This is a genomic window from Rhizobium mulingense (assembly GCF_029194105.1).
Classification (GTDB): Bacteria; Pseudomonadota; Alphaproteobacteria; order Rhizobiales; family Rhizobiaceae; genus Rhizobium; species Rhizobium mulingense.
Map to the genome: position 1 here is coordinate 386,302 of NZ_JARFVE010000003.1, position 21,121 is coordinate 407,422.

Below are 21,121 nucleotides of genomic sequence, written 5' to 3' on the forward strand. Positions count from 1 at the left end.
TGTTTTTACTCTTCGAACATCTTGCCGCTGCGCGCCTCGAGCCGGTAGCGATAGCCGGGATAGACGAGGCGGGCGGTCGAGACCACCTGTTTTGCCGACCAGGTGCGCCGGCGGATCGTCAGGCAGGGCTCGCTCTTCAGGATGGTCAGGAGCTTGCATTCCCAGGCCTGCGGCATTGCCGCCTCGACGACGTGCTCGGAGCCGCTGAGCGGGGCGGCCGCCGTCAGATAGGCGTTCGGCGTCAGCGTCGTGAAATCCTGCTCGAGATATTCGGGAGCGGCCTCCGGATGGACGAACCGGTCCTCGATCTGCACCGGAACGCCGTTTTCGCTGTGGACGATCAGCGAGTGGAAAACGGGAGCGCCGATTGCCAGCTCCAAGGCGTCGGCGATCTCGGGAGAGGCGGTTTCCTGGGCCAGAATGACGACGGAGGCCTCATGGATATGGCCGCGTTTGGCAATCTCCTCGGCAATGTTGCGCACCTCGAACAGCGCCGAATAGCCCTTGCGCTCGGCGACGAAAGAACCGACGCCTTGGATGCGGACGAGCTCGCCTTCATTGGCGAGTTCGCGCAGCGCCCGATTGGCGGTCATCTTGCTGACACCGAGTTCGACGACCAGCTCGTTTTCCGACGGCACGCGGTACTTTGGCGGCCATTCGCCACTGTGGATCCGATCGAGAATGACCTGCTTGACGCCTGCATAAAGCGGCGTGCTGTCATTCCCAACCAGGTCGCGCTTCATCTCGCCGGAACGCTTCATTGCCTATTCCTTATGCACGGATGCAATTTGCCACATAATCGACTTTCCTCTTGCATATCACAAAATTTCTCATATGGTACCATATACAACCTCCCAATCAGTCCTCCTTGCAGAAATAGGACGGAAAGGGCAAGCCGGCGGAGATCGGCGGTGCGCAAGGTCTGTTTCAACTTCAGAGGAGAATTCATCAATGAAATTCAGCACAATCCTGCTTTGCGGCGTCGCCGCTCTTTCCGCCTTCGCAGCACCCGCCTTTGCCAAGGACTGGACGAAGGCGACCATCACGCTTGAAGGCGCCTATGCGCCGTGGAACCTCACCAATGCCGACGGCACGCTCGGCGGCTTCGAGCCGGAACTCGCCAAGGTGCTTTGCGAACGCGCCAAGATCGAATGCACGCTTGTTGCCTCCGATTGGGACGGCATGATCCCGGCTCTCAACGCCGGCAAGTTCGACGTCATCATGGATGCGCTGTCGATCACCGACGAGCGCAAGCAGGTCATCGATTTTACCGTTCCCTATGCCGCGACGCCTGCCGCCTTCGCCACCGCCAAGGATAGCCCGCTGGCGAAAGCCGCCGGCACCGGCGCCACGATCAAGATGACCCCCGGCCAGACCGGCGTGAAGGAGATCGACGCGCTGAAGGAGGCCTTCAAAGGCAAGACGATCGGCATTCAGGCGGCGACCGTCTATGCCAAATTCGTCTATGACAATTTCGGCGACATTGCCGAGATCCGCGAGTACAAGACCGGCGCCGACCGCGACCTCGACCTGCAGAACGGCCGCATCGACCTCGGCTTCGATGACGCCGTCTATTTCGCCAATGCCTTCCAGGCCGCCAACGGCGCGCTCGACTTCACCGGCCCTGAGATCATCGGACCGATCTGGGGCGAGGGCGAGGGTCTCGGCATCCGCAAGGCCGATACCGACCTGCGCGACAAGTTCAACGTGGCGATCAAGTCGGCGCTTGCCGATGGCACCGTCAAGGACCTTTCGATGAAGTGGTTCAAGGTCGACGTCAGCCCGCAGCAGTAAGCGCTTCGGCTGTTTGGCCGCAGGCGCCGGTCTCCGGCTTTATCGCCGGAGACCGCGTGTTATTCTCGATCGACAAAACACTGCCACGGACGGGGAACGGACGCTATGGCAAGCTTGGAACTGCTTGGCTTCGGCTCGACGGGATGGGGCGCGCTGCTCATTCTCGCTGCCTTGATGACGCTGGCCGTCACCGCGACGGCGCTTGCAATCGGCGCGGTGCTCGGCGCCATCGTGGCGGGTGCGAAGCTTTCCGGCAATCCTCTTCTCGTCGCCTTCGGCAATGTCTATACCACCGTCTTTCGCGGCGTGCCGGAACTGCTGATCATCTATCTCATCTATTTCGGCGGCTCTTCGGCCGTCACCTCGATCGGCAAGGCTATGGGCTACGAGGGTTTCCTCGGCCTGCCCTCCTTCGCCGCCGGGGCGCTTGCCGTCGGCATCATCTCCGGCTCCTATCAGGCGGAGGTGTTCCGCGGCGCTTATCTGGCGATCGCCAAGGGTGAGCTCGAAGCCGCTTCGGCGATCGGTATGCACCGCGGCATGCGCTTCCGCCGCATCATCATCCCGCAGGTGCTTCGCTTCGCCATTCCCGGCCTCGGCAATGTCTGGCAGCTCAGCCTCAAGGATTCGGCGCTGGTGTCGGTCACCGGTCTTGCCGAGCTGATGCGCACCAGCCAGGTCGCGGCGGGTTCGACCCGGCAATATTTCCTGTTTTTCATCGTCGGCGGCTGTCTCTACCTGATCCTGACCAGCCTTTCTGACCGTATCTTCAACGGCGCGGAGCGCCGCGCCAATCGCAGCATGCCGGCCTCCGCCATGGGCCAGGCGTAAGGAGGCGATGATGGATTTCACCTTTCTCGCCTCGACCATGGTGACGCTGCTGAAAGCCGTGCCGACGACGCTGATCCTGTTTTCACTGTCGATCTTCTTCGGGGGCCCGCTGGCGCTCGTCATCGTCACGATGCGGGTCAGCGGCAACCGCTATCTATCGGGTTTCGCCAAGGGCTATATCTTCGTCTTCCGTGGCTCGCCGCTCTTGATCCAGATGTTCCTCGTCTTTTACGGCCTCGGCCAGTTCGGCGTCATCCGCTATTCCTTCCTCTGGCCGTTCCTGCGCGAGCCGATGGTCTGCGCCGTGCTGTCGCTGGCGCTCTGCACCGCCGGCTACACGGCGGAAATTTTTCGCGGCGGCATCCGCGCCGTTTCGCCGAAGGAGATCGAGGCGGCGCGCTCGATCGGCATGTCCGGCTTCCTGATGGTGCGGCGCATCCTGGCACCGATCGCCTTCCGCCATGCGCTGCCGGCCTATTCCACCGAGATCGTGCTGATGATGAAATCGACGGCGCTCGCCAGCCTCGTCACCGTCTGGGAGGTTACCGGCGTCGCCCAGCGCCTGATCTCGCAGACCTACCGCACGATGGAAGTCTTCCTCTGCGCGGCGATCATCTATCTCGTCCTCAACTTCATCATCCTGCAGGGCATGGCCCTGCTGGAATATTCGCTGTCCCGACACCGCCGCGCGGCCCCGCAGCCGCTGAAGGCGTAAGCGATTTGACCTGATTGGAGCAACCATGCCAGGCGTAACCCGACTTTCGGTCCGCAATATCCGCAAGAGCTTCGGCACGCACGAAGTGCTGCGCGGCATTTCCCTCGATGCCGAGGATGGGGACGTGATTTCGCTGCTCGGCGCCTCCGGCTCCGGCAAATCGACCTTTCTGCGCTGCATCAACCTGCTCGAAACCGCAAGCGACGGCGAGATCTGGGTCGACGGCGAGCATATCGAGATGGTTCACAAGAACGGCAAGACAAGGCCGGCCAGCCAGAAGCAGGTCGACCATATCCGCTCCGAACTCGGCATGGTGTTCCAATCCTTCAATCTCTGGTCCCACATGACGATCCTGCAGAACGTCATCGAAGGGCCGATCCACGTGCTGAAGCGGCCGCGGGCCGACTGCATCGCCGAGGCCGAGGCGCTGCTCGAAAAAGTTGGGATCGCAGACAAACGCCATGCCTATCCCGCCCATCTCTCCGGCGGCCAGCAGCAGCGCGCCGCAATCGCCCGCGCTCTGGCGATGAAACCGAAGGTGATGCTCTTCGACGAGCCGACCTCGGCGCTCGATCCGGAACTCGTCGGCGAGGTGCTGCGCGTCATGCGCGCGCTCGCCGAGGAGGGCATGACCATGCTCGTCGTCACCCACGAGATGAGCTTTGCCCGTAATGTCTCCAACCGCGTCGTCTTCATGCGCGAAGGATTGGTCGAAAGCAGCGGCAAGCCGGACGAGATGTTCGGCAGCGGCGCCTCGCCGGCCTTCCGCCAGTTCATCGGCCATTTCGGAACAGGGCAATGACGGTCGTCATCGATCAAATGCTGACCTGGCGCGACGTCGCGCGCGTCGGGGCGGGCGAAGCACTTGCACTGTCGGCGGCCGCCTGGGCGCGCATCGAACAGGCAAGCCGTATCGTCGAGCGCATCGTCGAGACCGGCCTGCGCGCCTATGGCGTCAATACCGGCGTCGGCGCGCTCGCCGATACCGTCGTCGACCGGGCCTCGCAGAGCCTGTTGTCGCGCAGCATCGTGCTCAGCCATGCCTGCGGCGTCGGGCCGCTGCTGGCCGGGCGCGAAGTGCGCGCCATCATCGCCGCCCAAATCGCCAATTTTGCCCATGGTCATTCCGGCGTGCGCCGCGAGATCGTTGCGCATCTCACAGCCTTGCTGGAGCATGATTGCATTCCCGATGTGCCGTCGAAAGGCTCGGCCGGTTATCTCACCCACAATGCCCACACCGCGCTCATTCTGATCGGCGAAGGCAGCGCCACTGTGGCCGGTCGGCGCATGATCGGCCGCGAGGCGCTGGCGGCGATCGGCCTGCAGCCGTTGCTGCTCGGCGCCAAGGAGGGCTTGAGCCTCGTCAACGGGACGGCCTGCGCCACCGGGCTCACCGCCACGGCACTTTCGCGCGCCGAACGGCTGCTCGACTGGGCCGATGCCATCGCGGCGCTGACGCTGGAAGCGGCAGGCTGCCAGATCGCCGCCTTCGACGAGGCGGTGCTGGCGTTGCGCCCGTCGACGGGAATTGAAAAGGTCGGCGCCGCGCTCCGCGCACGCCTTGCCGGCAGCGGCCTCGTCGCCGCCGCCTTCGGCCGGCGCACGCAGGATGCGCTCAGCCTTCGCTCGGTGCCGCATGCCCATGGCGCCGCCCGCGATGTCTTCGACAATTCCGCCCGCATCACCGATCAGGAACTTGCCTCGGTCACGGACAACCCGGCTGTGTCAGGCACGCCGGAACAGCCTGTCGTCTCCTCCGAGGCGCATGCGGTCGCCCCGGCGCTCGGGCAGGCCGCCGACAGCCTCGCTATTGCGGTGGCGCAGATCGGCGCGATCAGCGAACGTCGCATGGACCGGCTGGTCAATCCGCTGGTGAGCGGCTTGCCGCCGTTCCTGGCAAGCGATGCCGGCAGTCACTCCGGCTTCATGATTGCCCAATATACCGCCGCCGCGCTCAGCAACGAAAACCGCCGGCTCGCCGCGCCGGCAGCCCTGGACGGTGGCCTGACCTCCGGTCTGCAGGAGGATTTCCTCGCCCATCCGACAGCCGCCGCCGGCAAGCTGCACGCCGTCATCGACAATGCCGAATATATCCTGGCGATCGAGCTGATGGCCGCGGCCCAGGCGCATGATTTCCTCGCGGCGACGGCGCCGCGGGCAGCGGGCACGGATATCCTCTACCGGGCAGTGCGGCAGCGCATCTCCCATTATGACGACGAGCGGCCGCTGAACGGTGATATCGAGGCCGTGCGCAGCCTGATCCGCGAGACCGCGCCCGCGGCTATCTAGGCGAGGGCTGTCAGAAGGGTTTACTCGTTGCCGATTCCTGCTTGGCCGGCCCGCTGGCCTCGAGCCGTTTGAGGCACTGAGCGAAGGTCGGATAGAGCTGGTCCACCCGCGAAAGCGGCAGCGTCCAGTCGCCTTCGTCGCCGGCAAAGGTCAATTGAACGTCAGGCGTTCCGGCAAAGGAATTCTTGATGATCTTCTTCAGTCCCGCGCTTCCCTTGCTGCCCATCGGCCAGAGGCGAAGCGTGGTCTTGTCGAAGAATTCGGCGGCGACCACTTTGGTTGCCGCCCGATCGGTCAGCGTCACCTCGGTCGTGGTGCCGGCCGGAATGTCCCATGTATTCTTCGAGACCAGCCAGAAGGTTTCGGTGGCGCTCTGACGGAATTCCATCGTCTTGCCCAGTTCGCTGTCCCACACCAGCCGGCAGTAGGCAGGATGTTCGCTGGCAAAACCGACCGACCATTGTCTCGCGCCGCCCATCCATTCGGTCTCGCCGAAGGCTGAGACTGGGGGCAGGACGGCTGCCATCAGAACCATCGCGGTCAGAATTTTCATCGCCGAAACCTCTCCAGGTCAATCGCTCCAGCGATAGCAAAAGAAGGTTGAGCTTTTGCTACCGAGCCTCGGGGATGGACGGCGCATGCCTTTATAAACACGCCTCAAATGTCGCAAGGTCTTGAATTTGCGGCTCACCTTGCCGATCTGGCGGGGAACGGCATGATCAGAAGGGAGTTCGAACTCAGGGATGAGCGAGGTTCAACGACGCGGATTTTGGGCGAGACTCGGCGCATATGAGCCGCTGACATTGATTACCATGGCATCGATCGCCGGCGGGCTGTTCGTGCTGCAGCGGCTGACGAGCGAGGTGCTCGAAGGCGAAACCTTTCGTTTCGACGAGACGATCCTGCTGGCGCTGCGGCGGGCGAACGATCTCGCCGTGCCGATCGGTCCCGCCTGGCTGACGCATGCCGTCGACGACATCACCAGTCTCGGCGGCGTCACCGTTCTCTCGCTGTTGACGGGGCTCATCACCATCTATCTCCTTCTCGACCGCCGTTGGCCGATCGCGCTCTTCATCTTTTCCTCGGTGCTAACAGGATGGCTGGCGAGCACGACGCTGAAAATCCTGATCGCCAGGCCGCGTCCGGATGTCGTGCCGCATCTCGTCGAGGTGAGCGACCTCAGTTTTCCCTCAGGTCATGCGATGGTTTCGGCGGTCACCTACCTGACGCTCGGCGCACTTTTGGCCCGCACGCAGCGTTACCGCTCGACGCGGATCTTCGTCCTGGCCGCAGGCGTTTTCCTCGCCGTCATCATCGGCTTGAGCCGGATCTATCTCGGCGTCCACTACCCCACGGACGTCTTCGCCGGGTGGTGCGCGGGTGCGCTGTGGGCGCTTGGCTGCTGGCTGATCTCGAAGAGATTTGTCCCGAGCCGTGCCCCTGACGACGGCACTTCAAATGGCGTCAGCCACTAGCGCATGTTACCAGAATGGTGGGCCCCACGGCCGATTAATTGTACGAACCAAAAAGGGGAGCCTTTACCTTTTAATGATGCCTGGTGCTGCGAGAAATATGCAGCCACAATGGCGATTGTTTAGATTTGCATCCTAATGGCTAATAGCACTAATAGAGAATCTGGTTGTTCCTTGAGGGTGCCCGTGAACAAACGCCAACAAAAGGGACGGCATGGGTCGCGAAAAGACATTCGATGGTGTGTCCGAGTTTCTGGCTGTCGCAAAGCGTCAGAGTGTTCGGAAAGCTGCGCTCGAGCTTGAAGTGACGCCCGGCGCTATCAGCCAAGCGCTGCAGAAGCTCGAGCGGCGTCTCGGAGTCCCCCTCTTCTACCGCACCACCCGCCGCATTGCGTTGACGGAGGCGGGGGAAGCTTTGCTCGCAAAAATAGCCCCTGCGGCGCAACTGATCGAGACAAGTTTGGGGGATGCGGTTCAGTCTTCCAACGAACCGTCCGGTACCCTGAAGCTCATCGTCGAGCGCCTCGCATTACCCCATGTGATAGAGCCGATCCTGCCCGCTTTTCGCAAAGCGTGGCCGAACGTAAAGGTCGATATCACGGTAAGCAATTTGCACGGCGACATAGTTGCCAGTGGGTATGATGCCGGCATCTTGATCGGATCATATATCGCCAAGGAGATGATAGCGGTGAGGCTTTCACCGTCGTTTAAATGGGCGGTGTTCGGGTCACCTGACTATTTCAGAGAAAATGGTCGTCCTTCGGTACCCAGTGACCTTATCAAACACCAATGTGTCCGATTTCGTCGGCCGGAGAAGGGCGACGTCTACCGGTGGGAGTTCATCGAAAATGGACAAAATGTCAGCATAGAGCCGAACGGACCCATTACAGTGAACGACGGGGAGCTCATGCGGAAAATTGCGTCGCAAGGCTTGAGCCTGATCTATTCATCGACCTTCCACGCATCACGAGAGCTCGCGAACGGGCAGCTTGAACCGGTCTTGCTCGACTATTCGCCGGGAAGTGACGGGCTGTTTCTATACTTTACCAAGACAAAGCAAAACCAGCCTAAGCTCCGTGCATTCATTGACACGTGTTCCGAACTGAGACGCTTGTAGCTCACCTGAACTCCAGCGAAAAACCTCGAACGACGCAGCTGTTTGCCGAAGTCGTGAGGTCAGGCGTTGAGCATGCCGCCTGCGGCAACGATGGCCTCGGGAGTGTCAACGTCAATATGCGCACCTTGCCCGATATCAACTTGGATGCGAGCAAGTTTGGAATGCCCGATGATCCCGCGGGCGCCGCGGTCTCCCTGCAGTTCTAAGATCCCCTGGTGCAGCGATCTTGGCAGGATCACCGGATTGCCTGGTCTTCCTTGCCCGGCACCCTGCACGATCGCACGTCCTCCAGCGTCTTTGAAGACAGCGATCAATCGATCGAGGTCCAAGCCCGAGATGAACGGCATGTCCGCGAGCATGATCAGGAATCCGTCGGCCCCGCCCGCATGGGCGGCCTGCCAACCCGCTATGATCGAGCTTGCGATGCCGGATCCGAAATACGGGTTGAATACCACGGTTACATCGACGCCTTCGAGCTCGGCTTCTATCTCGAGACGGCGGTGACCGGTGACCGCAAAGACGGTCGAGGCTTGGCTCGCGCGTGCGACGCTCGCGGACCTGCGAACGAGCGATACACCATTGAATTCCGATAAGAGCTTGTGCCGATGATTGTCACCCATGCGCGTTGATCTGCCGGCGCAGAGCAGAATGATCGACACCTCGATGTTTTGAGAACCCTGTGACCCCTCCACCAAAGGCAGGCCAGCCTTCAACTGTCGTTCATCGCGCGGAGAACTTCCGCAATGACCGAAACGGCAATGGCGAAGGGACTTGATCTGCCGACGGGCAGCCCAACGGGCGATCTGAACTTGGCAATTTCTGCCTCGCTCAGCCCGAACTCCCTTAACCACCTGTCTTTCGCAGGGCGCTGCCTCTCGGCCCCCACCATGCCAACGTAACCGGCTTTCGACCTGAGCGCTCTGGCCACGTCTTCTCTGCTGGCCTCGAAGTCGTGATTGGCAAAAATGACAGCTGTCCGATGATCAAGCCGGAACTCTTCGAACACTTTCTGTGGGTTCGTCGTGCGATAGAGATGGGGCGCGATAGGGGGTGGTGATTTCGGTCCTAGCGGCCGCACGAAAACGACCTCGAATTCGGCTTCTTTTGCAAGTTGCGCGATTGCGAGGGCGGTCGGATCCGATCCTATGACGATAAGTCTTGTTTGCGGGCGGTATCGCACCCAATAGCGCTCAGCGTCGATCCGACCTGCTTGCCGCGACTCCAACTGCCTTTGTTCGACGCCTACCAACTGAAACGACGGACTCTGACATGGAGTAGTTGTCCTGGACCTGCCATCGGAAATCCAGATCACTTCCTCTCGCCTCGCTATCGCGTCAAGGAGGGTATGAACGACGGGATCCGAGGGGAGAACGCGCTCTACCGCAATGGTGATAGAGGCTCCGCACTGAAGTTGGATGTCGCTGAAAGGGCTACCTCGCCCATAAATCAACCTCCGCGGCTGTCCATTAAGAAGCGCTGCCCTGGCATGAAGGGCGACATCCGCCTCTATACATCCGCCGGATAGAAACCCCGTCATCCGGTGATCCGTAAAAGCCATCTGGGTGCCCGCAGGGCGTGGCCCTCCTCCATCGGAATGGATGATGGTAGCGAGCGCAATTTTTCTCCCGCCGGTCAAGTTCGAGAGCGCAAACTGCAACGCGTCTTCCTTAAGTCCAAACATGGGCCACTCGGGATATGCCCAACTTGTAGCGGCCATGTGCACGTTGCATCCTTCCTTGAAAGCAGATCGAGCTGGGAGCTTGTTTGCGGTAGCGAAGTTTAAACCTCACCGAGCGGGAAGTGTCTTGAGATACGCTAAGATGTCCGCACGATCGGCCTCGCTCAAAACACTCGTCGTCATGCGTGTGCCCCGCAGCATTTTGGAAGGTCCCGACAAGAAGGCATCGAGCGTTTCATCACTCCAGACGACGGCCGAATTCAAGAGGGCTGTCGAATAGCGATAGCCTTCCACAGCGCCGGCTTTTCTGCCGAAGACGCCATTCAAGGCGGGTCCGGATTTGTATTGCCCTTCGATCGAATGGCAAGCTGCGCACCGGCTGAAGAGCTGCTTGCCACGAGCGGCATCTCCTTCCGCGAGCACTGTAGCAGGGCAGGCGAGATTAATGATCGACACTGAAATGAGGATGCTCAGAACATGCATGACAATCTAGGCCTTCAACTCATCGGTATTGACCGGAAGTGTCCGCACCCGCTTGCCGACAGCCGCGAAGATAGCATTGGTGACCGCCGGGAACACTGCCGAGGTCGCTGCTTCGCCTATTCCGCCCGGGGGCTCGACGCTTGGAACGATGTGAGTTTCGACGTGGGGCGCTTCTTCGATGCGCAGCGGCGGGTAGTTGTCGAAATTGCTCTGTTCAACACGACCGTCCTTCAGCGTGATAGCACCGTAGAGAGCCGCCGTCAGACCATAGAGGGCGCCGCCTTCCATCTGCGCCGCGATCGTATCCGGATTCACGGTCAAACCGCAGTCCACAGCTGTGACGATGCGTGAAACCCGGACGGTGCCGTCCACTCCCACAGTGGCGTCGGCAATCATTGCAAGGTAAGTGCCGAATGCGAATTGCACGGCAACCCCACGGCCCCGCCGGCTCGGCACTGGTTTGCCCCACTCAGCCTTCTCCGCGGCCAACTCCAGCACTGTTAGCGCACGCGGGTTTTCGGTAAGCAGCTTTTTGCGGTACCCAACCGGATCGGCCTTGGCGGCGGCGGCAAGCTCGTCAATGAAGCTCTCCACCACAAACACGTTGTGCGAGGGGCCGACACCGCGCCACCAGCTCGTGAGAACGCCCTGGGGTTCAACCTGCTTGAATTCGACTAATATCGCAGGGAGCTTGTAGGGAGGATGGGCCGCCCCTTCCACCCCATCGGGATCAACGCCGTTCTGCATTGCGCCTGGCGCAATTCGAGCGAAGATCGAAGATCCGGAAACGCGATGCTTCCAAGCGACTGGGTTTCCGTGGGCATCGATCCCCCCTGACATTCGATCATAGTAGTACGGCCGGTAATAGCCGTGCTGGATATCTTCCTCGCGACTCCAGATGACCTTCACCGGGCCTTTAACCTGCATTGCCACCTTGACAGCATGGATGATGCCGTCGACTTCGAGGCGACGGCCGAACCCGCCGCCGACAATGTGATTGTTGATGATGATCTTTTCGGGCGCCAGTCCGGTAACCGTGGCGGCCGCCTGTTTGGCCGCGGAAAGATTCTGAGTTCCGACCCATATTTCGCAAGCGTCCTCACGGACGTGTACGGTACAGTTCATCGGTTCCATCGCCGCATGGGAAAGAAAGGGCAGTTGATAGACGGCCTCGATCCGCGTCACCGCGTTGTCCAGTCCCTTCGCCACGTCCCCTTCGCTACGCGCTACGGCCCCGGGTTTGAGGGATTCCTGATCCAGGTCTCGTATAATGTCAGCGCTGGACACCTGAGCATTCGGACCGTCGTCCCACTCGATCGCCGCCGCTTCCAGCCCCTTTCTGGCCGCTCCCGTATGATCGGCCAAGATCGCGACCGCGCTGTCAGTGAGCACCACCTGTCGCACGCCCTTGACCTGGAGCGCAGCCTGTTCGTCGAGGGACTTCGGCTCCCCACCGAGAACGGGCGAGATGGAAATCGCCGCGATCTTCGTGCCATTGGGAAAAGCGTCGATCCCGTACTTGAGAGATCCGTTGACCTTGCCAGGTGTATCCAGCCGCTTTGCAGCGGTTCCCAGGAGCCTGAATTCGCGGGGAGCCTTGAGTTTTACGGTGTCCGATGAAGGCGCAGGAAGTGACGCGGCAATATCGACGAGGTGCCCGTAGGCCAGTCTTCGCGCTACGCTCTTGTCGATAACGTAGCCATCTTGTGCATGGCAGTTTGCGGGATCAGTATTCCACTCCTTGGCAGCTGCCTGGATGAGCAAGGCTCGGGCGGTAGCTCCGGCCATGCGCAAGGGCGTCCAGAACGCGCGTATTGACGTGGAGCCGCCCGTCATTTGACGCCGGAGCATTGGATGGCCGTAGAGAGCCTCGTTAACGGGCGCAGGCTCAAGCTTTACAGCTTCAAGCGCGACTTCAAGTTCTTCGGCGAGCAACATTGCCTGTGCGGTGTAGATACCCTGGCCCATTTCCACTTGCGGCATGACAAGTGTGACCGTTCCTTCGCGGTTGATACGAATGAACGCGTTGGGAACAAAATCGCCCCCACCCAAGGCAACAGCAGGACCGAGAGTGAGATTGACCACGAGACCGCCACTCATTGCAACACTGGCCTTGAGGAATTGGCGCCGATCCAATCGAGAGCCGAGAGTGCTGTTAGACATGATCTTCTCTCCCCTCACGCGCTTGCCTGTTTAATGGCGGCGCGAATGCGCTTATAGGTCCCGCAGCGGCAGACATTTCCCGACATGGCGTTATTGATGTCCTCGTCGGTCGGTCTCGGGTTCTCGGCCAGCAGCGCGGCGGCGGACATCAGCTGCCCTGACTGACAGTAACCGCATTGTGGAACCTCAAGCCCAATCCAGGCCTCCTGAAGTGCCTTGCCGTGGGCAAGCGTATCCAAAGCTTCGATCGTCGTGACCTGGCTGTCTCCCACCATGTCTATCGAAGTGATACATGAACGTGTCGGAGCACCGTCGACGTGAACAGTGCACGCGCCACAAAGTGCTTGGCCGCACCCAAACTTGGTGCCGGTCATGCCGAGCACATCACGCAAAACCCACAATAGTGGGGTGTCGCCGTCCACATCGACCGAGTGGGTGCGTCCGTTGATTTGGATCGAAAATGTCATACGCGTGCTCCGGCTTCACCTCTTGCTGGCGAAAGATGGCTGGATCATCGGCAAAGATAAACGTGTTGTCCGTGCACTGGGTGTATAGCTGTGCTGAACAATAGCTGGGAAAGCTGGAGGCATGCGATGAGTGAACGGTCACCTTGCAGGGCGATGTGCGAGACGCAGCGGAATGCAATTGAAGGCAACAATATTCGACGCTCACGGCACATCTCGGTTCTTCGGCCCGACGCAGTGGCGCGCCGGAAGTCCCGTTTCGCTTCGTGGGCGGAGCATCGGCCGCAACCCGAAAATAGGTAGTTGAGCCGGCCACCAGCGAGCTCAATCGAGCCGCAGTTTAACGTGAGGCCTTCCGATCGACGCGGAGTGTGGCCGGTCTCAATCCGGCGCGTCGGGCCTCCGCCCGATTGCCGCAGAAAAGATCGACCGAAGGTGCGCCGACGACAACAATCCCGAATTCCCTGCTCTGGCGTTCGGGCAACTGAGTTTGTGGCGCCGCCATGCTACGGCGCCACACGTGCTTGAGTGCTTGAGCGCTTAGGTGCGCGGCTTCAGGTTTTCCGGGTCGTAGATCGGCTTGTAGCCAACGCCGACAACCTCCACCGGATAGGTCTCGGCAAAGTACTCGACATTCAGCTTGCGTCCGACCTGGCAATAAGACCAGGGCAGGTAGGCCAGTGCAATGTTCTTGCCGACCGTCGGGCCGTAGGCGATCGAGGTCGTGTAGGAGCGGCGGCCGAGCTCGTCGATCAGGACCTCGCCGGTGGCGGGATCGACGACCGGCAGGTTGCCGACGGGATAACGCTTGACGCCCGACTTGTCGGTATTCTCGGTCATCACGAGCGTGCAGAGCATGGCCGGCTGGTGCTCACGCGCCTTGTATTCAAGATGTTTCGCCTTGCCGCGGAAATCGGCTTCCTTGACCTTCGGACGGGCGAGATCGGCTTCGATCAGGTTGTACTGGGTCAGGAGGTCGGCGTTCTGCAGGCGCAGGCTCTTTTCCATGCGGCGCGAGTTTGCATAGGTCTCGACGCCGAAGGCCATCACGCCGGTCGAGCGCAGCGCATCCCAGACGGCAAGGCCGTCCTCGTACTTCATATGCAGTTCCCAGCCCTGCTCGCCGACATAGGAGATGCGGAAGGCGGTGACCGTCTTGCCGGCGATTTCAATCGGCTTGATGGCTGCGAAGGCGAAGTTTTCCTGATCGAGCCCGGCCGGATCGGCAACGACCTTCTTCAGCGTCTCGCGGGCATTCGGTCCCCAGATGCCGATGGTGATGTATTTCTCCGAGACATCGGAGATCGTCACATCAAGGCCGCGATCCTGGGCGACACGCCGCATATAATGCAGGTCACGCGGGCCGGCATCGGCGCCGTTGACGAGACGGCAGCGGTCGGCCATGCGGAAGACGGTGAAGTCGGCGCGGACCATGCCTTCGTCGTCGAGGAAGTGGGTGTAGACGCCCTTGCCGATGTTGGCATCGCCGCCGATCTTGGCGGCGCACAGCCATTCCATCAGCTCGACATGGTCAGGTCCTTCGATATCGACCATGTGGAAGTGGCTGAGATTGACGATACCGCAATCCTCGCTCATCGCCAGATGCTCGGCATTCGAGACGCGCCAGAAATGGCGATTGTCCCATTCATTCTCGCGCACTGGCACGCGGTCGCCATATTTTTCCAGAAGGTGCTCGTTGGCGGCGTAGCCGTGCGCACGCTCCCAGCCGCCGAGTTCCATGAAGTAGCCGCCCAGCTCCTTTTCGCGCTCGTAGAACGGCGAGCGCTTGACGTTGCGGCTGGATGCATAGGGTTCGCGGGTATGAACGGCCGGGAAATAGATCTTCTGGGCGGCTTCGAAGCAGCGGTTTTCGATGAATTCTTCTGTCAACTGATGCGGATAGAAGCGGGCATAGTCGATGCTGTTGTGGTCGATTTCGGTGCGGCCGTCGGTCATCCAATCGGCGATCAGCTTGCCGTAGCCCGGGCCGTCCTTGACCCAGATGGCGACGCAGTACCAGAGGCCGCGCACCTTCTGGCTTTCGCCGCAGGACGGGCCGCCGGCGGCGGAAACCTGCAGCAGGCCGTTGAAGGAGTGACCTTCGTTATAGCCGAGTTCGCCGAGGATCGGCGTCAATTCCATGGCGCGCTCGAGCGGCTCGATGATCTGTTCCATCTCGAGATCGCGCTGCGAGGGCGAAAGGCGCGCTTCGTGTTTCTCGAGGAGCTCGCGCGGATGGCACATGCGCGGGTTGGTGGCTTCGTAGTAGCCCCACTCGATCTGGCCGCCCTCGGTCGTCGCCGGGTCGCCGGTATCGCGCATATAGGCGGAGTTGCCCTGGTCGCGCAGCAGCGGGAAGCCGATCTCCTTGCCGGTGCCTTCAAACTCGTTATAGGGACCGAAGAAGGTGAGCGGGTGGTCGACCGGCATGACCGGCAGGTCTTCGCCGACCATCTCGGCGATCAGGCGTCCCCAGAGGCCGGCGCAGACGATGACGTGGTCGGCCATGATCGTGCCGCGATGGGTGACGACGCCCTTGATCCGGCCGTTCTCGACGATCAGCGACTTCGCCGGCGTGTTGCCGAACACCTTAAGCTTGCCGGCCTTTTCGGCGGCGTCGACCAGCTTGCCGGCAACGGTCTGCGAGCGCGGAATGACGAGGCCGGCATCCGGATCGAAGAGGCCGCCCATTACCTGATCTTCCTCGATCAGCGGGAACTTTTGCTTGATCTCGGAGGGGCTGACATAATGGGCGCGCGTGCCGAAAGCGCGGGCCGAGGACAGCTTGCGCTTGATTTCCTCCATCCAGGCATGGTCGCCGGTGCGCGCCACTTCGAGGCCGCCGATGCGCGCATAATGGCCCATCTTCTCGTAGAAATCGATCGAATATTGCGTGGTCCAGACCGACAGATAGTCGTGGCTCGTGGTGTAACAGAAGTCCGAGGCATGGGCTGTCGAGCCGATATCGGTCGGGATGCCCGACTTGTCGATGCCGACGATATCGTCCCATCCCCGCTCGACGAGATGATGCGCGATGGAGGCACCGACGATGCCCCCGAGCCCGATGATGACGACCTTTGCCTTTTCCGGAAATGCTGCCACGTGCTGTTCCTTCTACTTATGGCACGAATTAAATAACCTAGCCGCGCTTGGTTTGCGGTTCACGCATGAGATCCAGGAGCCATGTCAGCCTCGTAAGCGTGTCACGTTTACCGAAGCTGCAAAACCCCCAGGCCTCTTCGCAAGGAAGCTGAGATGAGGGCATTATGCCTAAGGCTCATGATCGTCATTGGTCCTACGCCGCCGAGTAACGGCGCAATTGCGCTAGTCCGGATCGCCGCTGAAGCAAAGCGCTTCCCCGTCACGGCGCCGAAATCGCCTGGAGCCGGTCGATATCGACGCGCACGATCTCTTCCGAAACAGGCTCGCGATTTTGCAGGCGGAACCATTCCATCGCCTCGCGCACGCGCTCGCCATGCGGCGATGGATAGGCGCCCAGTCCAAGGACCCATTCGCGCACGGTTTCGCGCTCCATCCGCCCGGCCCGGTATCGGTCACAGACGGTTTTCGCCGAGGCGACGAGATCATTGATGCTTTTCACGGGCTGCCCCTCAATGCACGGAAGGTTCTTCGTCTTCGAGAAGGGACCGGATGCCGTCGCGCGCCACCACCGCGAGGAATTCGTCAAAAGCCTCCCGGTCGGTCGCGAAGGGCTCGTCCCAGCGGATCAGATCTTCAGACTGGGTGACGACTTCCATCGTCCAGTCTTCGTTGCTGCCGGCGGTTCGAAAAATATCGACGAGCACGGTGATGCCGTCGTCGGTGAATTCTCCGGCCAGTTCGGAGTGCTCAATCTTCTGCTTCTTTGTCATTCAGCCGCCAGCGCCGGGAGGGGCGTCGTTTTTGAGATATTCTTCATATTGGACCGTCTCGGTCTCGTCCGTGTCTATAGAAGCCGACGCCGGTTTTGCCAAGCGAACGCCGGCGCCGCCGCCATTCTCCGCGATGAAAAGCACGCCGGCGTCTTCCAGGGCGCGCTTGATATGCCGCAGCGTTCGCTCGTCAGGGGAAAGCCTTCCTGTTTCGAAACCGGCAATCGTCGCCTTGGTTATCTGAGAGGCTGCGGACAGATCCTGCTTGGACCAGGCGATAAGAGCACGCGCGGCACGGCATTGGGCTGGAGACAGCATGAATATCCACCTGGCATTGAGACTCTGATTTGGCGCTGGGGCAGCTCTATGAAAATGTGAGCGCGCCCGCAGAAGGCAAGCCGATGCAATTGCTCCGACCTTCGATGCCTCTCCTCATTGGGCGATGGGGAGGATTGATTGACTGCATATTATTAGAGTCTAATTTAATGCCCTTTTATCACGCCCGGGAGGCAACGATGCGTGAGCCAGATATGCAGAAACTCGATGCACTTGTCGGTCGTCTCGTCGGCGATGTCGGCGCCGCCGTGTCAGGTGCCTTGGTCGTGCTTGGCGACAAGGTGGGGCTCTTCAAGGCGATGGCGGACGGGAAGCCGGTGAGCGTTGAGCAGCTTGCCGCCAAGACCGGGATCAAGGAGCGCTATGTCCGGGAATGGCTGAGCGCCCAGGCGGCTGCGGATTATATCGTTTACGACGAAAAGACCGATCGTTTCAGCCTGACGGCGGAACAGGCGATGGTGTTTGCCGAGGAAAACAGCCCGGCCTTCTTCGTCGGCGCCTTCGAGGTCGTGCAATCCATGTGGATGGACGAGCCGAAGGTCACCGAAGCCTTTCGCACCGGCAAGGGTCTCGGCTGGCACGAACACAGCACCTGCCTGTTCCGCGGCACCGAGCGGTTCTTCCGTCCTGGCTACAACAGCCATCTCGTCAATGAATGGATTCCGGCGCTTGCCGGGATGGAGGAGAAACTGAAGGCCGGCGCCAATGTCGCCGATGTCGGCTGTGGTCACGGCGCCTCGACCATCCTGATGGCGCAGGCCTATCCCGCCTCGCATTTTACCGGCTTCGACTATCACGGCCCGTCGATCGAAAGAGCCAAGGCCGCCGCCAAAGAGGCGGGCGTCGCCGACCGCGTCACCTTCAAGCAGGGCAAGGCAGCGGAATTTCCGGGGCGCGACTACGATATGGTCGCCATGTTCGACTGCCTGCACGACATGGGCGATCCGGTCGGCGCCGGCCGGCATGTCAAGGAGACGCTGGCGCCGAACGGCACCTGGCTGATCGTCGAGCCTTTTGCCCATGACCACCTCAAGGACAATCTCAATCCTGTCGGACGCGTCTATTACGGCGCCTCGACGATGATCTGCACGCCGGCATCGCTCTCCCAGGAGGTGGGGCTCGGGCTTGGCGCCCAGGCGGGGGAAATGAGGTTGCGCAAGGTGGCGCTCGACGCCGGCTTCAAGCATTTCCGCCGGGCGACCGAAACACCGTTCAACATGGTGTTCGAAGTCCGGGCCTGAGAAGCCGGCGGCGCGGCGGCCGGCGCTATTTCGGCCGGCCGATGCTGGCATACATGCCAGTCGTGCGGAATTCGGTGGGATTGGTGCCGTAGACGCGGCGGAAGACCTTCGAGAAATAATTGGCGTCTTCGAAGCCGCACATGATGGCGACTTCCTTGACCGGCAGGAAGTCCGCCTTGGTCAGCAGCTTGACGGCGCGCTGCAGCCGCTGCTGCAGCACGAATTCGGCCGGCGGCACGCCTTCGCTCTCGGCGAAGCTGCGCGAGAAATGGGCGCGGCTGAGGCCGACGATGGCGGCGAGTTCATTGACCGGCAGCGGCTTGTCGAGATTGGCGTTGATATGGTCGATCACCGGCTGCATCAGGCTGAGCTCGGCGGCAAAGGCCGGCGAATTGAAGACGTCGTCATAGAGCGCCATCGCCGCTTCATAGGCGATCGCCGAGGCAGCACCCGGCGAAGTCGCGCCCTTGACGAGGCGCAGGCTGCAATCGGCAAGATGATCGATGGTCGAAGGCTGCAGCTTCAGGACCGGGCCGGCGGTGGACAGCACCAGCTGGTGGATGCGCAGCGTCTCCTCGCCGTTCATTGAGATCCAGAAATACTCCCAGCGCTCGCCCTTCTCCAGCCAGTAGCGGTGGTTGTGCGGCACGAGTACCAGCAGCGTATCGCCTCCCTGGAGGCGATAATTGCGATTGAGGTAGCGCAGCCGGCCGCTGCCGCTGATCGTGTGCTGCAGCACGGTGAAGGGGGTCTGGCCGCGCCGTCTGCCGTCCCAGTCATAGGTCTCGTTCTCCCGCACTTCATAACCGGCGCTGGTCGGCATGGCGTGCAGACGCTGGCGGCCGCGGGGCAGCGAAACCGTCCTCATCGACTGTCCGTTGGCGATCAAATCCTGCAGCACAAAATTACCCCTGAAAGCATAATCCTTCTCTGGTCGGCCCGCCGGATTCGGGCATAATCCCGCTCAACAAAAAGAGGAGAACGCGGCCGATACGGTGGCCGGGAGGAAAACAGGCAGGTTTTACGGCCCTTTCAACCACATGCGCCGGCATGCGGCCTGGTCCTCCACAACCGTCTTTTCTCTAGCATTCCATTGGGTCGAGGTGAAGATCATGAGTTTCAAAATCGCTATCATCGGTGCGGGCAGCGTCGGTTTCACCAAGAAGCTGTTCACCGACATATTGTGCGTTCCGGAGTTCCGGGACGTGGAATTCGCGCTGACCGATCTCAGCGAACACAATCTCGAAATGATCAAGGCGATCCTCGACCGCATCGTCGAGTCGAACGGGCTGCCGACCAAGGTGACGGCAACGACCAACCGGCGCCAGGCGCTGGAAGGCGCGCGCTATATTATCAGCTGTGTGCGCGTCGGCGGGCTCGAGGCCTATGCCGACGACATCCGCATTCCGCTGAAATACGGTATCGACCAGTGCGTCGGCGATACGATCTGCGCCGGCGGCATCCTCTACGGCCAGCGCAACATCCCCGTCATTCTCGATTTCTGCAAAGATATCCGGGAGGTCGCCGAGCCGGGCGCGAAATTCCTGAACTATGCCAACCCGATGGCGATGAACACCTGGGCGGCGATCGAATATGGCAAGGTCGACACCGTCGGTCTCTGCCACGGTGTCCAGCACGGCGCCGAACAGATCGCCGAGGTGCTCGGCGCCAAATCGCTTGGCGAGCTCGACTATGTCTGCTCCGGCATCAACCACCAGACCTGGTTCATCGACCTGCGCCTCAACGGCCGCAAGATCGGCAAGGATGAGCTGGTGGCCGCATTCGAGGCGCATCCCGTCTATTCGCAGCAGGAGAAACTGCGCATCGACGTGCTGAAGCGTTTCGGCGTCTATTCGACGGAGAGCAACGGCCACCTTTCGGAATACCTGCCCTGGTACCGCAAGCGGCCGGAGGAAATTACCCGCTGGATCGACATGTCCGACTGGATCCACGGCGAGACCGGCGGTTATCTCCGCTATTCCACCGAAACGCGCAACTGGTTCGAGACGGAATTCCCGCAATTCCTGGAATCCGCCGGCAAGCCGATCGATCCAGCCAAGCGCTCGAACGAACATGCGAGCCATATTCTCGAGGCGCTGGAGACCAACCGGGTCTATCGCGGCCATTTCAACGTCAAGAACAATGGTGTCATCACCAACCTGCCGGCCGATGCGATCATCGAATCGCCGGGCTTCGTCGACCGCTTCGGCATCAACATGGTCTCCGGCGTCACCCTGCCGGAAGCCTGCGCGGCCACCTGCATTGCCTCGATCAACGTCCAGCGCATGTCGGTGCATGCCGCGATCTCCGGCGACATCGACCTTCTGAAGCTCGCCGTGCTGCACGATCCGCTGGTCGGCGCCGTCTCGACGCCCGAGGAGGTCTGGCAGATGGTCGACGAGATGGTCGTTGCCCAAGCGCGCTGGCTGCCGCAATATGCCGAGGCCGTGCCGGCCGCCAAGGAGCGGCTGTCGAAATCCAAGGTGCAGACCCGAGACTGGGCCGGGGCCGCACGCCGCAGCGTCCGCTCGATCGAGGAGTTGCGCGCGGAAAAGGCGGCGCTGAAACAGGCCGGCTGATTTACGTGAAGGATGGGTCGTCATGGATTTCCGGGAGGGAAATCCATGACATCAACCCGCCGTCACGCCGTTCGAGGAGAAAGGAGC

The 21,121-nt window shown here is 61.1% G+C and carries 21 protein-coding genes; 9 read left to right on the forward strand and 12 right to left on the reverse strand.

Annotated elements, in window-relative coordinates; genetic code table 11:
* Nucleotides 1-5 precede the first annotated feature (5 nt).
* Nucleotides 6-761 carry a histidine utilization transcriptional repressor HutC gene (gene hutC / locus PYR71_RS06715; RefSeq protein ID WP_275618721.1) on the reverse strand — a complete coding sequence of 252 codons (756 nt, stop codon included), beginning with the start codon at nucleotides 759-761 and terminating at the stop codon, nucleotides 6-8.
* 190 nt (nucleotides 762-951) lie between these two features.
* On the opposite strand from hutC, the gene PYR71_RS06720 reads away from it, so the two are divergent.
* The 5 genes from PYR71_RS06720 to PYR71_RS06740 all read left to right on the forward strand — a co-directional run bounded on the left by PYR71_RS06720 (nucleotide 952) and on the right by PYR71_RS06740 (nucleotide 5,629).
* Nucleotides 952-1,794: a transporter substrate-binding domain-containing protein gene (locus PYR71_RS06720; RefSeq protein WP_275618722.1), complete on the forward strand. Its 843-nt coding sequence runs from the start codon at nucleotides 952-954 to the stop codon at nucleotides 1,792-1,794.
* Between the two features lie 105 nt (nucleotides 1,795-1,899).
* Nucleotides 1,900-2,625 (forward strand): ABC transporter permease, encoded by a 726-nt coding sequence (locus tag PYR71_RS06725; protein ID WP_183918967.1) that lies wholly within the window; start codon nucleotides 1,900-1,902, stop codon nucleotides 2,623-2,625.
* A 10-nt stretch (nucleotides 2,626-2,635) separates the two neighbouring features.
* Nucleotides 2,636-3,340: an ABC transporter permease gene (locus PYR71_RS06730; RefSeq protein WP_275618723.1), complete on the forward strand. Its 705-nt coding sequence runs from the start codon at nucleotides 2,636-2,638 to the stop codon at nucleotides 3,338-3,340.
* A 25-nt stretch (nucleotides 3,341-3,365) separates the two neighbouring features.
* Nucleotides 3,366-4,142 (forward strand): ABC transporter ATP-binding protein, encoded by a 777-nt coding sequence (locus PYR71_RS06735; protein WP_011427938.1) that lies wholly within the window; start codon nucleotides 3,366-3,368, stop codon nucleotides 4,140-4,142.
* Complete coding sequence (locus tag PYR71_RS06740) at nucleotides 4,139-5,629, forward strand: HAL/PAL/TAL family ammonia-lyase (RefSeq protein ID WP_275618724.1); 1,491 nt, start codon at nucleotides 4,139-4,141, stop codon at nucleotides 5,627-5,629. The genes PYR71_RS06735 and PYR71_RS06740 overlap by 4 nt, the downstream gene beginning before the upstream one ends.
* 10 nt (nucleotides 5,630-5,639) lie before the next feature.
* On the opposite strand, the gene PYR71_RS06745 is transcribed toward PYR71_RS06740, so the two are convergent.
* Nucleotides 5,640-6,182 carry a hypothetical protein gene (locus PYR71_RS06745; RefSeq protein WP_275618725.1) on the reverse strand — a complete coding sequence of 181 codons (543 nt, stop codon included), beginning with the start codon at nucleotides 6,180-6,182 and terminating at the stop codon, nucleotides 5,640-5,642.
* Between the two features lie 190 nt (nucleotides 6,183-6,372).
* Here PYR71_RS06745 and PYR71_RS06750 point away from each other — a divergent pair, with 190 nt between their 5' ends.
* Both PYR71_RS06750 and PYR71_RS06755 read left to right on the forward strand, forming a co-directional pair.
* The gene (locus PYR71_RS06750; RefSeq protein ID WP_275618726.1) at nucleotides 6,373-7,104 is read left to right on the forward strand and encodes a phosphatase PAP2 family protein; all 732 of its coding nucleotides are present in this window, start codon (nucleotides 6,373-6,375) and stop codon (nucleotides 7,102-7,104) included.
* Between the two features lie 211 nt (nucleotides 7,105-7,315).
* A complete protein-coding gene (locus PYR71_RS06755; RefSeq protein WP_077995004.1) occupies nucleotides 7,316-8,218 on the forward strand; it encodes a LysR family transcriptional regulator in 903 nt (300 codons plus the stop codon).
* A gap of 59 nt (nucleotides 8,219-8,277) precedes the next feature.
* Here PYR71_RS06755 and PYR71_RS06760 read toward each other — a convergent pair whose 3' ends face one another.
* From PYR71_RS06760 to PYR71_RS06805, 9 genes are all read right to left on the reverse strand, one after another.
* Nucleotides 8,278-8,931, reverse strand: a complete 654-nt coding sequence (locus tag PYR71_RS06760) for a nucleotidyltransferase family protein (RefSeq protein WP_275618727.1) — start codon at nucleotides 8,929-8,931, stop codon at nucleotides 8,278-8,280.
* Nucleotides 8,928-9,899 (reverse strand): XdhC family protein, encoded by a 972-nt coding sequence (locus tag PYR71_RS06765; protein ID WP_275618728.1) that lies wholly within the window; start codon nucleotides 9,897-9,899, stop codon nucleotides 8,928-8,930. Before PYR71_RS06765 ends, PYR71_RS06760 begins: the two co-directional genes overlap by 4 nt.
* A 105-nt stretch (nucleotides 9,900-10,004) precedes the next feature.
* Nucleotides 10,005-10,379, reverse strand: coding sequence for a c-type cytochrome (locus tag PYR71_RS06770; protein ID WP_275618729.1), 375 nt, complete (start codon nucleotides 10,377-10,379; stop codon nucleotides 10,005-10,007).
* A 6-nt stretch (nucleotides 10,380-10,385) separates the two neighbouring features.
* Entirely contained in the window at nucleotides 10,386-12,542 is a 2,157-nt protein-coding gene (locus tag PYR71_RS06775) for a xanthine dehydrogenase family protein molybdopterin-binding subunit (RefSeq protein WP_275618730.1), read from the reverse strand.
* 14 nt (nucleotides 12,543-12,556) lie between these two features.
* Complete coding sequence (locus PYR71_RS06780; RefSeq protein ID WP_275618731.1) at nucleotides 12,557-13,009, reverse strand: (2Fe-2S)-binding protein; 453 nt, start codon at nucleotides 13,007-13,009, stop codon at nucleotides 12,557-12,559.
* Nucleotides 13,010-13,546: 537 nt separating this feature from the next.
* Complete coding sequence (locus tag PYR71_RS06785) at nucleotides 13,547-16,108, reverse strand: GcvT family protein (RefSeq protein WP_275618732.1); 2,562 nt, start codon at nucleotides 16,106-16,108, stop codon at nucleotides 13,547-13,549.
* Between the two features lie 259 nt (nucleotides 16,109-16,367).
* Complete coding sequence (locus PYR71_RS06795; RefSeq protein ID WP_275618734.1) at nucleotides 16,368-16,607, reverse strand: hypothetical protein; 240 nt, start codon at nucleotides 16,605-16,607, stop codon at nucleotides 16,368-16,370.
* Nucleotides 16,608-16,617: 10 nt separating this feature from the next.
* Nucleotides 16,618-16,878, reverse strand: a complete 261-nt coding sequence (locus tag PYR71_RS06800) for a hypothetical protein (protein ID WP_097581874.1) — start codon at nucleotides 16,876-16,878, stop codon at nucleotides 16,618-16,620.
* Nucleotides 16,879-17,196, reverse strand: coding sequence for a helix-turn-helix domain-containing protein (locus PYR71_RS06805; RefSeq protein ID WP_275618735.1), 318 nt, complete (start codon nucleotides 17,194-17,196; stop codon nucleotides 16,879-16,881).
* A gap of 197 nt (nucleotides 17,197-17,393) precedes the next feature.
* Here PYR71_RS06805 and PYR71_RS06810 point away from each other — a divergent pair, with 197 nt between their 5' ends.
* Nucleotides 17,394-18,455: a methyltransferase domain-containing protein gene (locus PYR71_RS06810; RefSeq protein WP_275618736.1), complete on the forward strand. Its 1,062-nt coding sequence runs from the start codon at nucleotides 17,394-17,396 to the stop codon at nucleotides 18,453-18,455.
* A 25-nt stretch (nucleotides 18,456-18,480) separates the two neighbouring features.
* On the opposite strand, the gene PYR71_RS06815 is transcribed toward PYR71_RS06810, so the two are convergent.
* Entirely contained in the window at nucleotides 18,481-19,323 is an 843-nt protein-coding gene (locus tag PYR71_RS06815; RefSeq protein WP_077995015.1) for an AraC family transcriptional regulator, read from the reverse strand.
* A 244-nt stretch (nucleotides 19,324-19,567) separates the two neighbouring features.
* Here PYR71_RS06815 and PYR71_RS06820 point away from each other — a divergent pair, with 244 nt between their 5' ends.
* Nucleotides 19,568-21,034: an alpha-glucosidase/alpha-galactosidase gene (locus tag PYR71_RS06820; protein ID WP_106795690.1), complete on the forward strand. Its 1,467-nt coding sequence runs from the start codon at nucleotides 19,568-19,570 to the stop codon at nucleotides 21,032-21,034.
* The last annotated feature ends 87 nt before the right edge of the window (nucleotides 21,035-21,121 follow it).

Coding starts and splice junctions, on each gene's coding strand:
- hutC (WP_275618721.1), bottom strand. CDS start 761: ATGAAGCGTTCCGGCGAGATGAAGCGCGACCTGGTTGGGAATGACAGC.
- PYR71_RS06720 (WP_275618722.1), top strand. CDS start 952: ATGAAATTCAGCACAATCCTGCTTTGCGGCGTCGCCGCTCTTTCCGCC.
- PYR71_RS06725 (WP_183918967.1), top strand. CDS start 1,900: ATGGCAAGCTTGGAACTGCTTGGCTTCGGCTCGACGGGATGGGGCGCG.
- PYR71_RS06730 (WP_275618723.1), top strand. CDS start 2,636: ATGGATTTCACCTTTCTCGCCTCGACCATGGTGACGCTGCTGAAAGCC.
- PYR71_RS06735 (WP_011427938.1), top strand. CDS start 3,366: ATGCCAGGCGTAACCCGACTTTCGGTCCGCAATATCCGCAAGAGCTTC.
- PYR71_RS06740 (WP_275618724.1), top strand. CDS start 4,139: ATGACGGTCGTCATCGATCAAATGCTGACCTGGCGCGACGTCGCGCGC.
- PYR71_RS06745 (WP_275618725.1), bottom strand. CDS start 6,182: ATGAAAATTCTGACCGCGATGGTTCTGATGGCAGCCGTCCTGCCCCCA.
- PYR71_RS06750 (WP_275618726.1), top strand. CDS start 6,373: ATGAGCGAGGTTCAACGACGCGGATTTTGGGCGAGACTCGGCGCATAT.
- PYR71_RS06755 (WP_077995004.1), top strand. CDS start 7,316: ATGGGTCGCGAAAAGACATTCGATGGTGTGTCCGAGTTTCTGGCTGTC.
- PYR71_RS06765 (WP_275618728.1), bottom strand. CDS start 9,899: ATGTTTGGACTTAAGGAAGACGCGTTGCAGTTTGCGCTCTCGAACTTG.
- PYR71_RS06770 (WP_275618729.1), bottom strand. CDS start 10,379: ATGCATGTTCTGAGCATCCTCATTTCAGTGTCGATCATTAATCTCGCC.
- PYR71_RS06775 (WP_275618730.1), bottom strand. CDS start 12,542: ATGTCTAACAGCACTCTCGGCTCTCGATTGGATCGGCGCCAATTCCTC.
- PYR71_RS06780 (WP_275618731.1), bottom strand. CDS start 13,009: ATGACATTTTCGATCCAAATCAACGGACGCACCCACTCGGTCGATGTG.
- PYR71_RS06800 (WP_097581874.1), bottom strand. CDS start 16,878: ATGACAAAGAAGCAGAAGATTGAGCACTCCGAACTGGCCGGAGAATTC.
- PYR71_RS06805 (WP_275618735.1), bottom strand. CDS start 17,196: ATGCTGTCTCCAGCCCAATGCCGTGCCGCGCGTGCTCTTATCGCCTGG.
- PYR71_RS06810 (WP_275618736.1), top strand. CDS start 17,394: ATGCGTGAGCCAGATATGCAGAAACTCGATGCACTTGTCGGTCGTCTC.
- PYR71_RS06815 (WP_077995015.1), bottom strand. CDS start 19,323: ATGAGGACGGTTTCGCTGCCCCGCGGCCGCCAGCGTCTGCACGCCATG.
- PYR71_RS06820 (WP_106795690.1), top strand. CDS start 19,568: ATGAGTTTCAAAATCGCTATCATCGGTGCGGGCAGCGTCGGTTTCACC.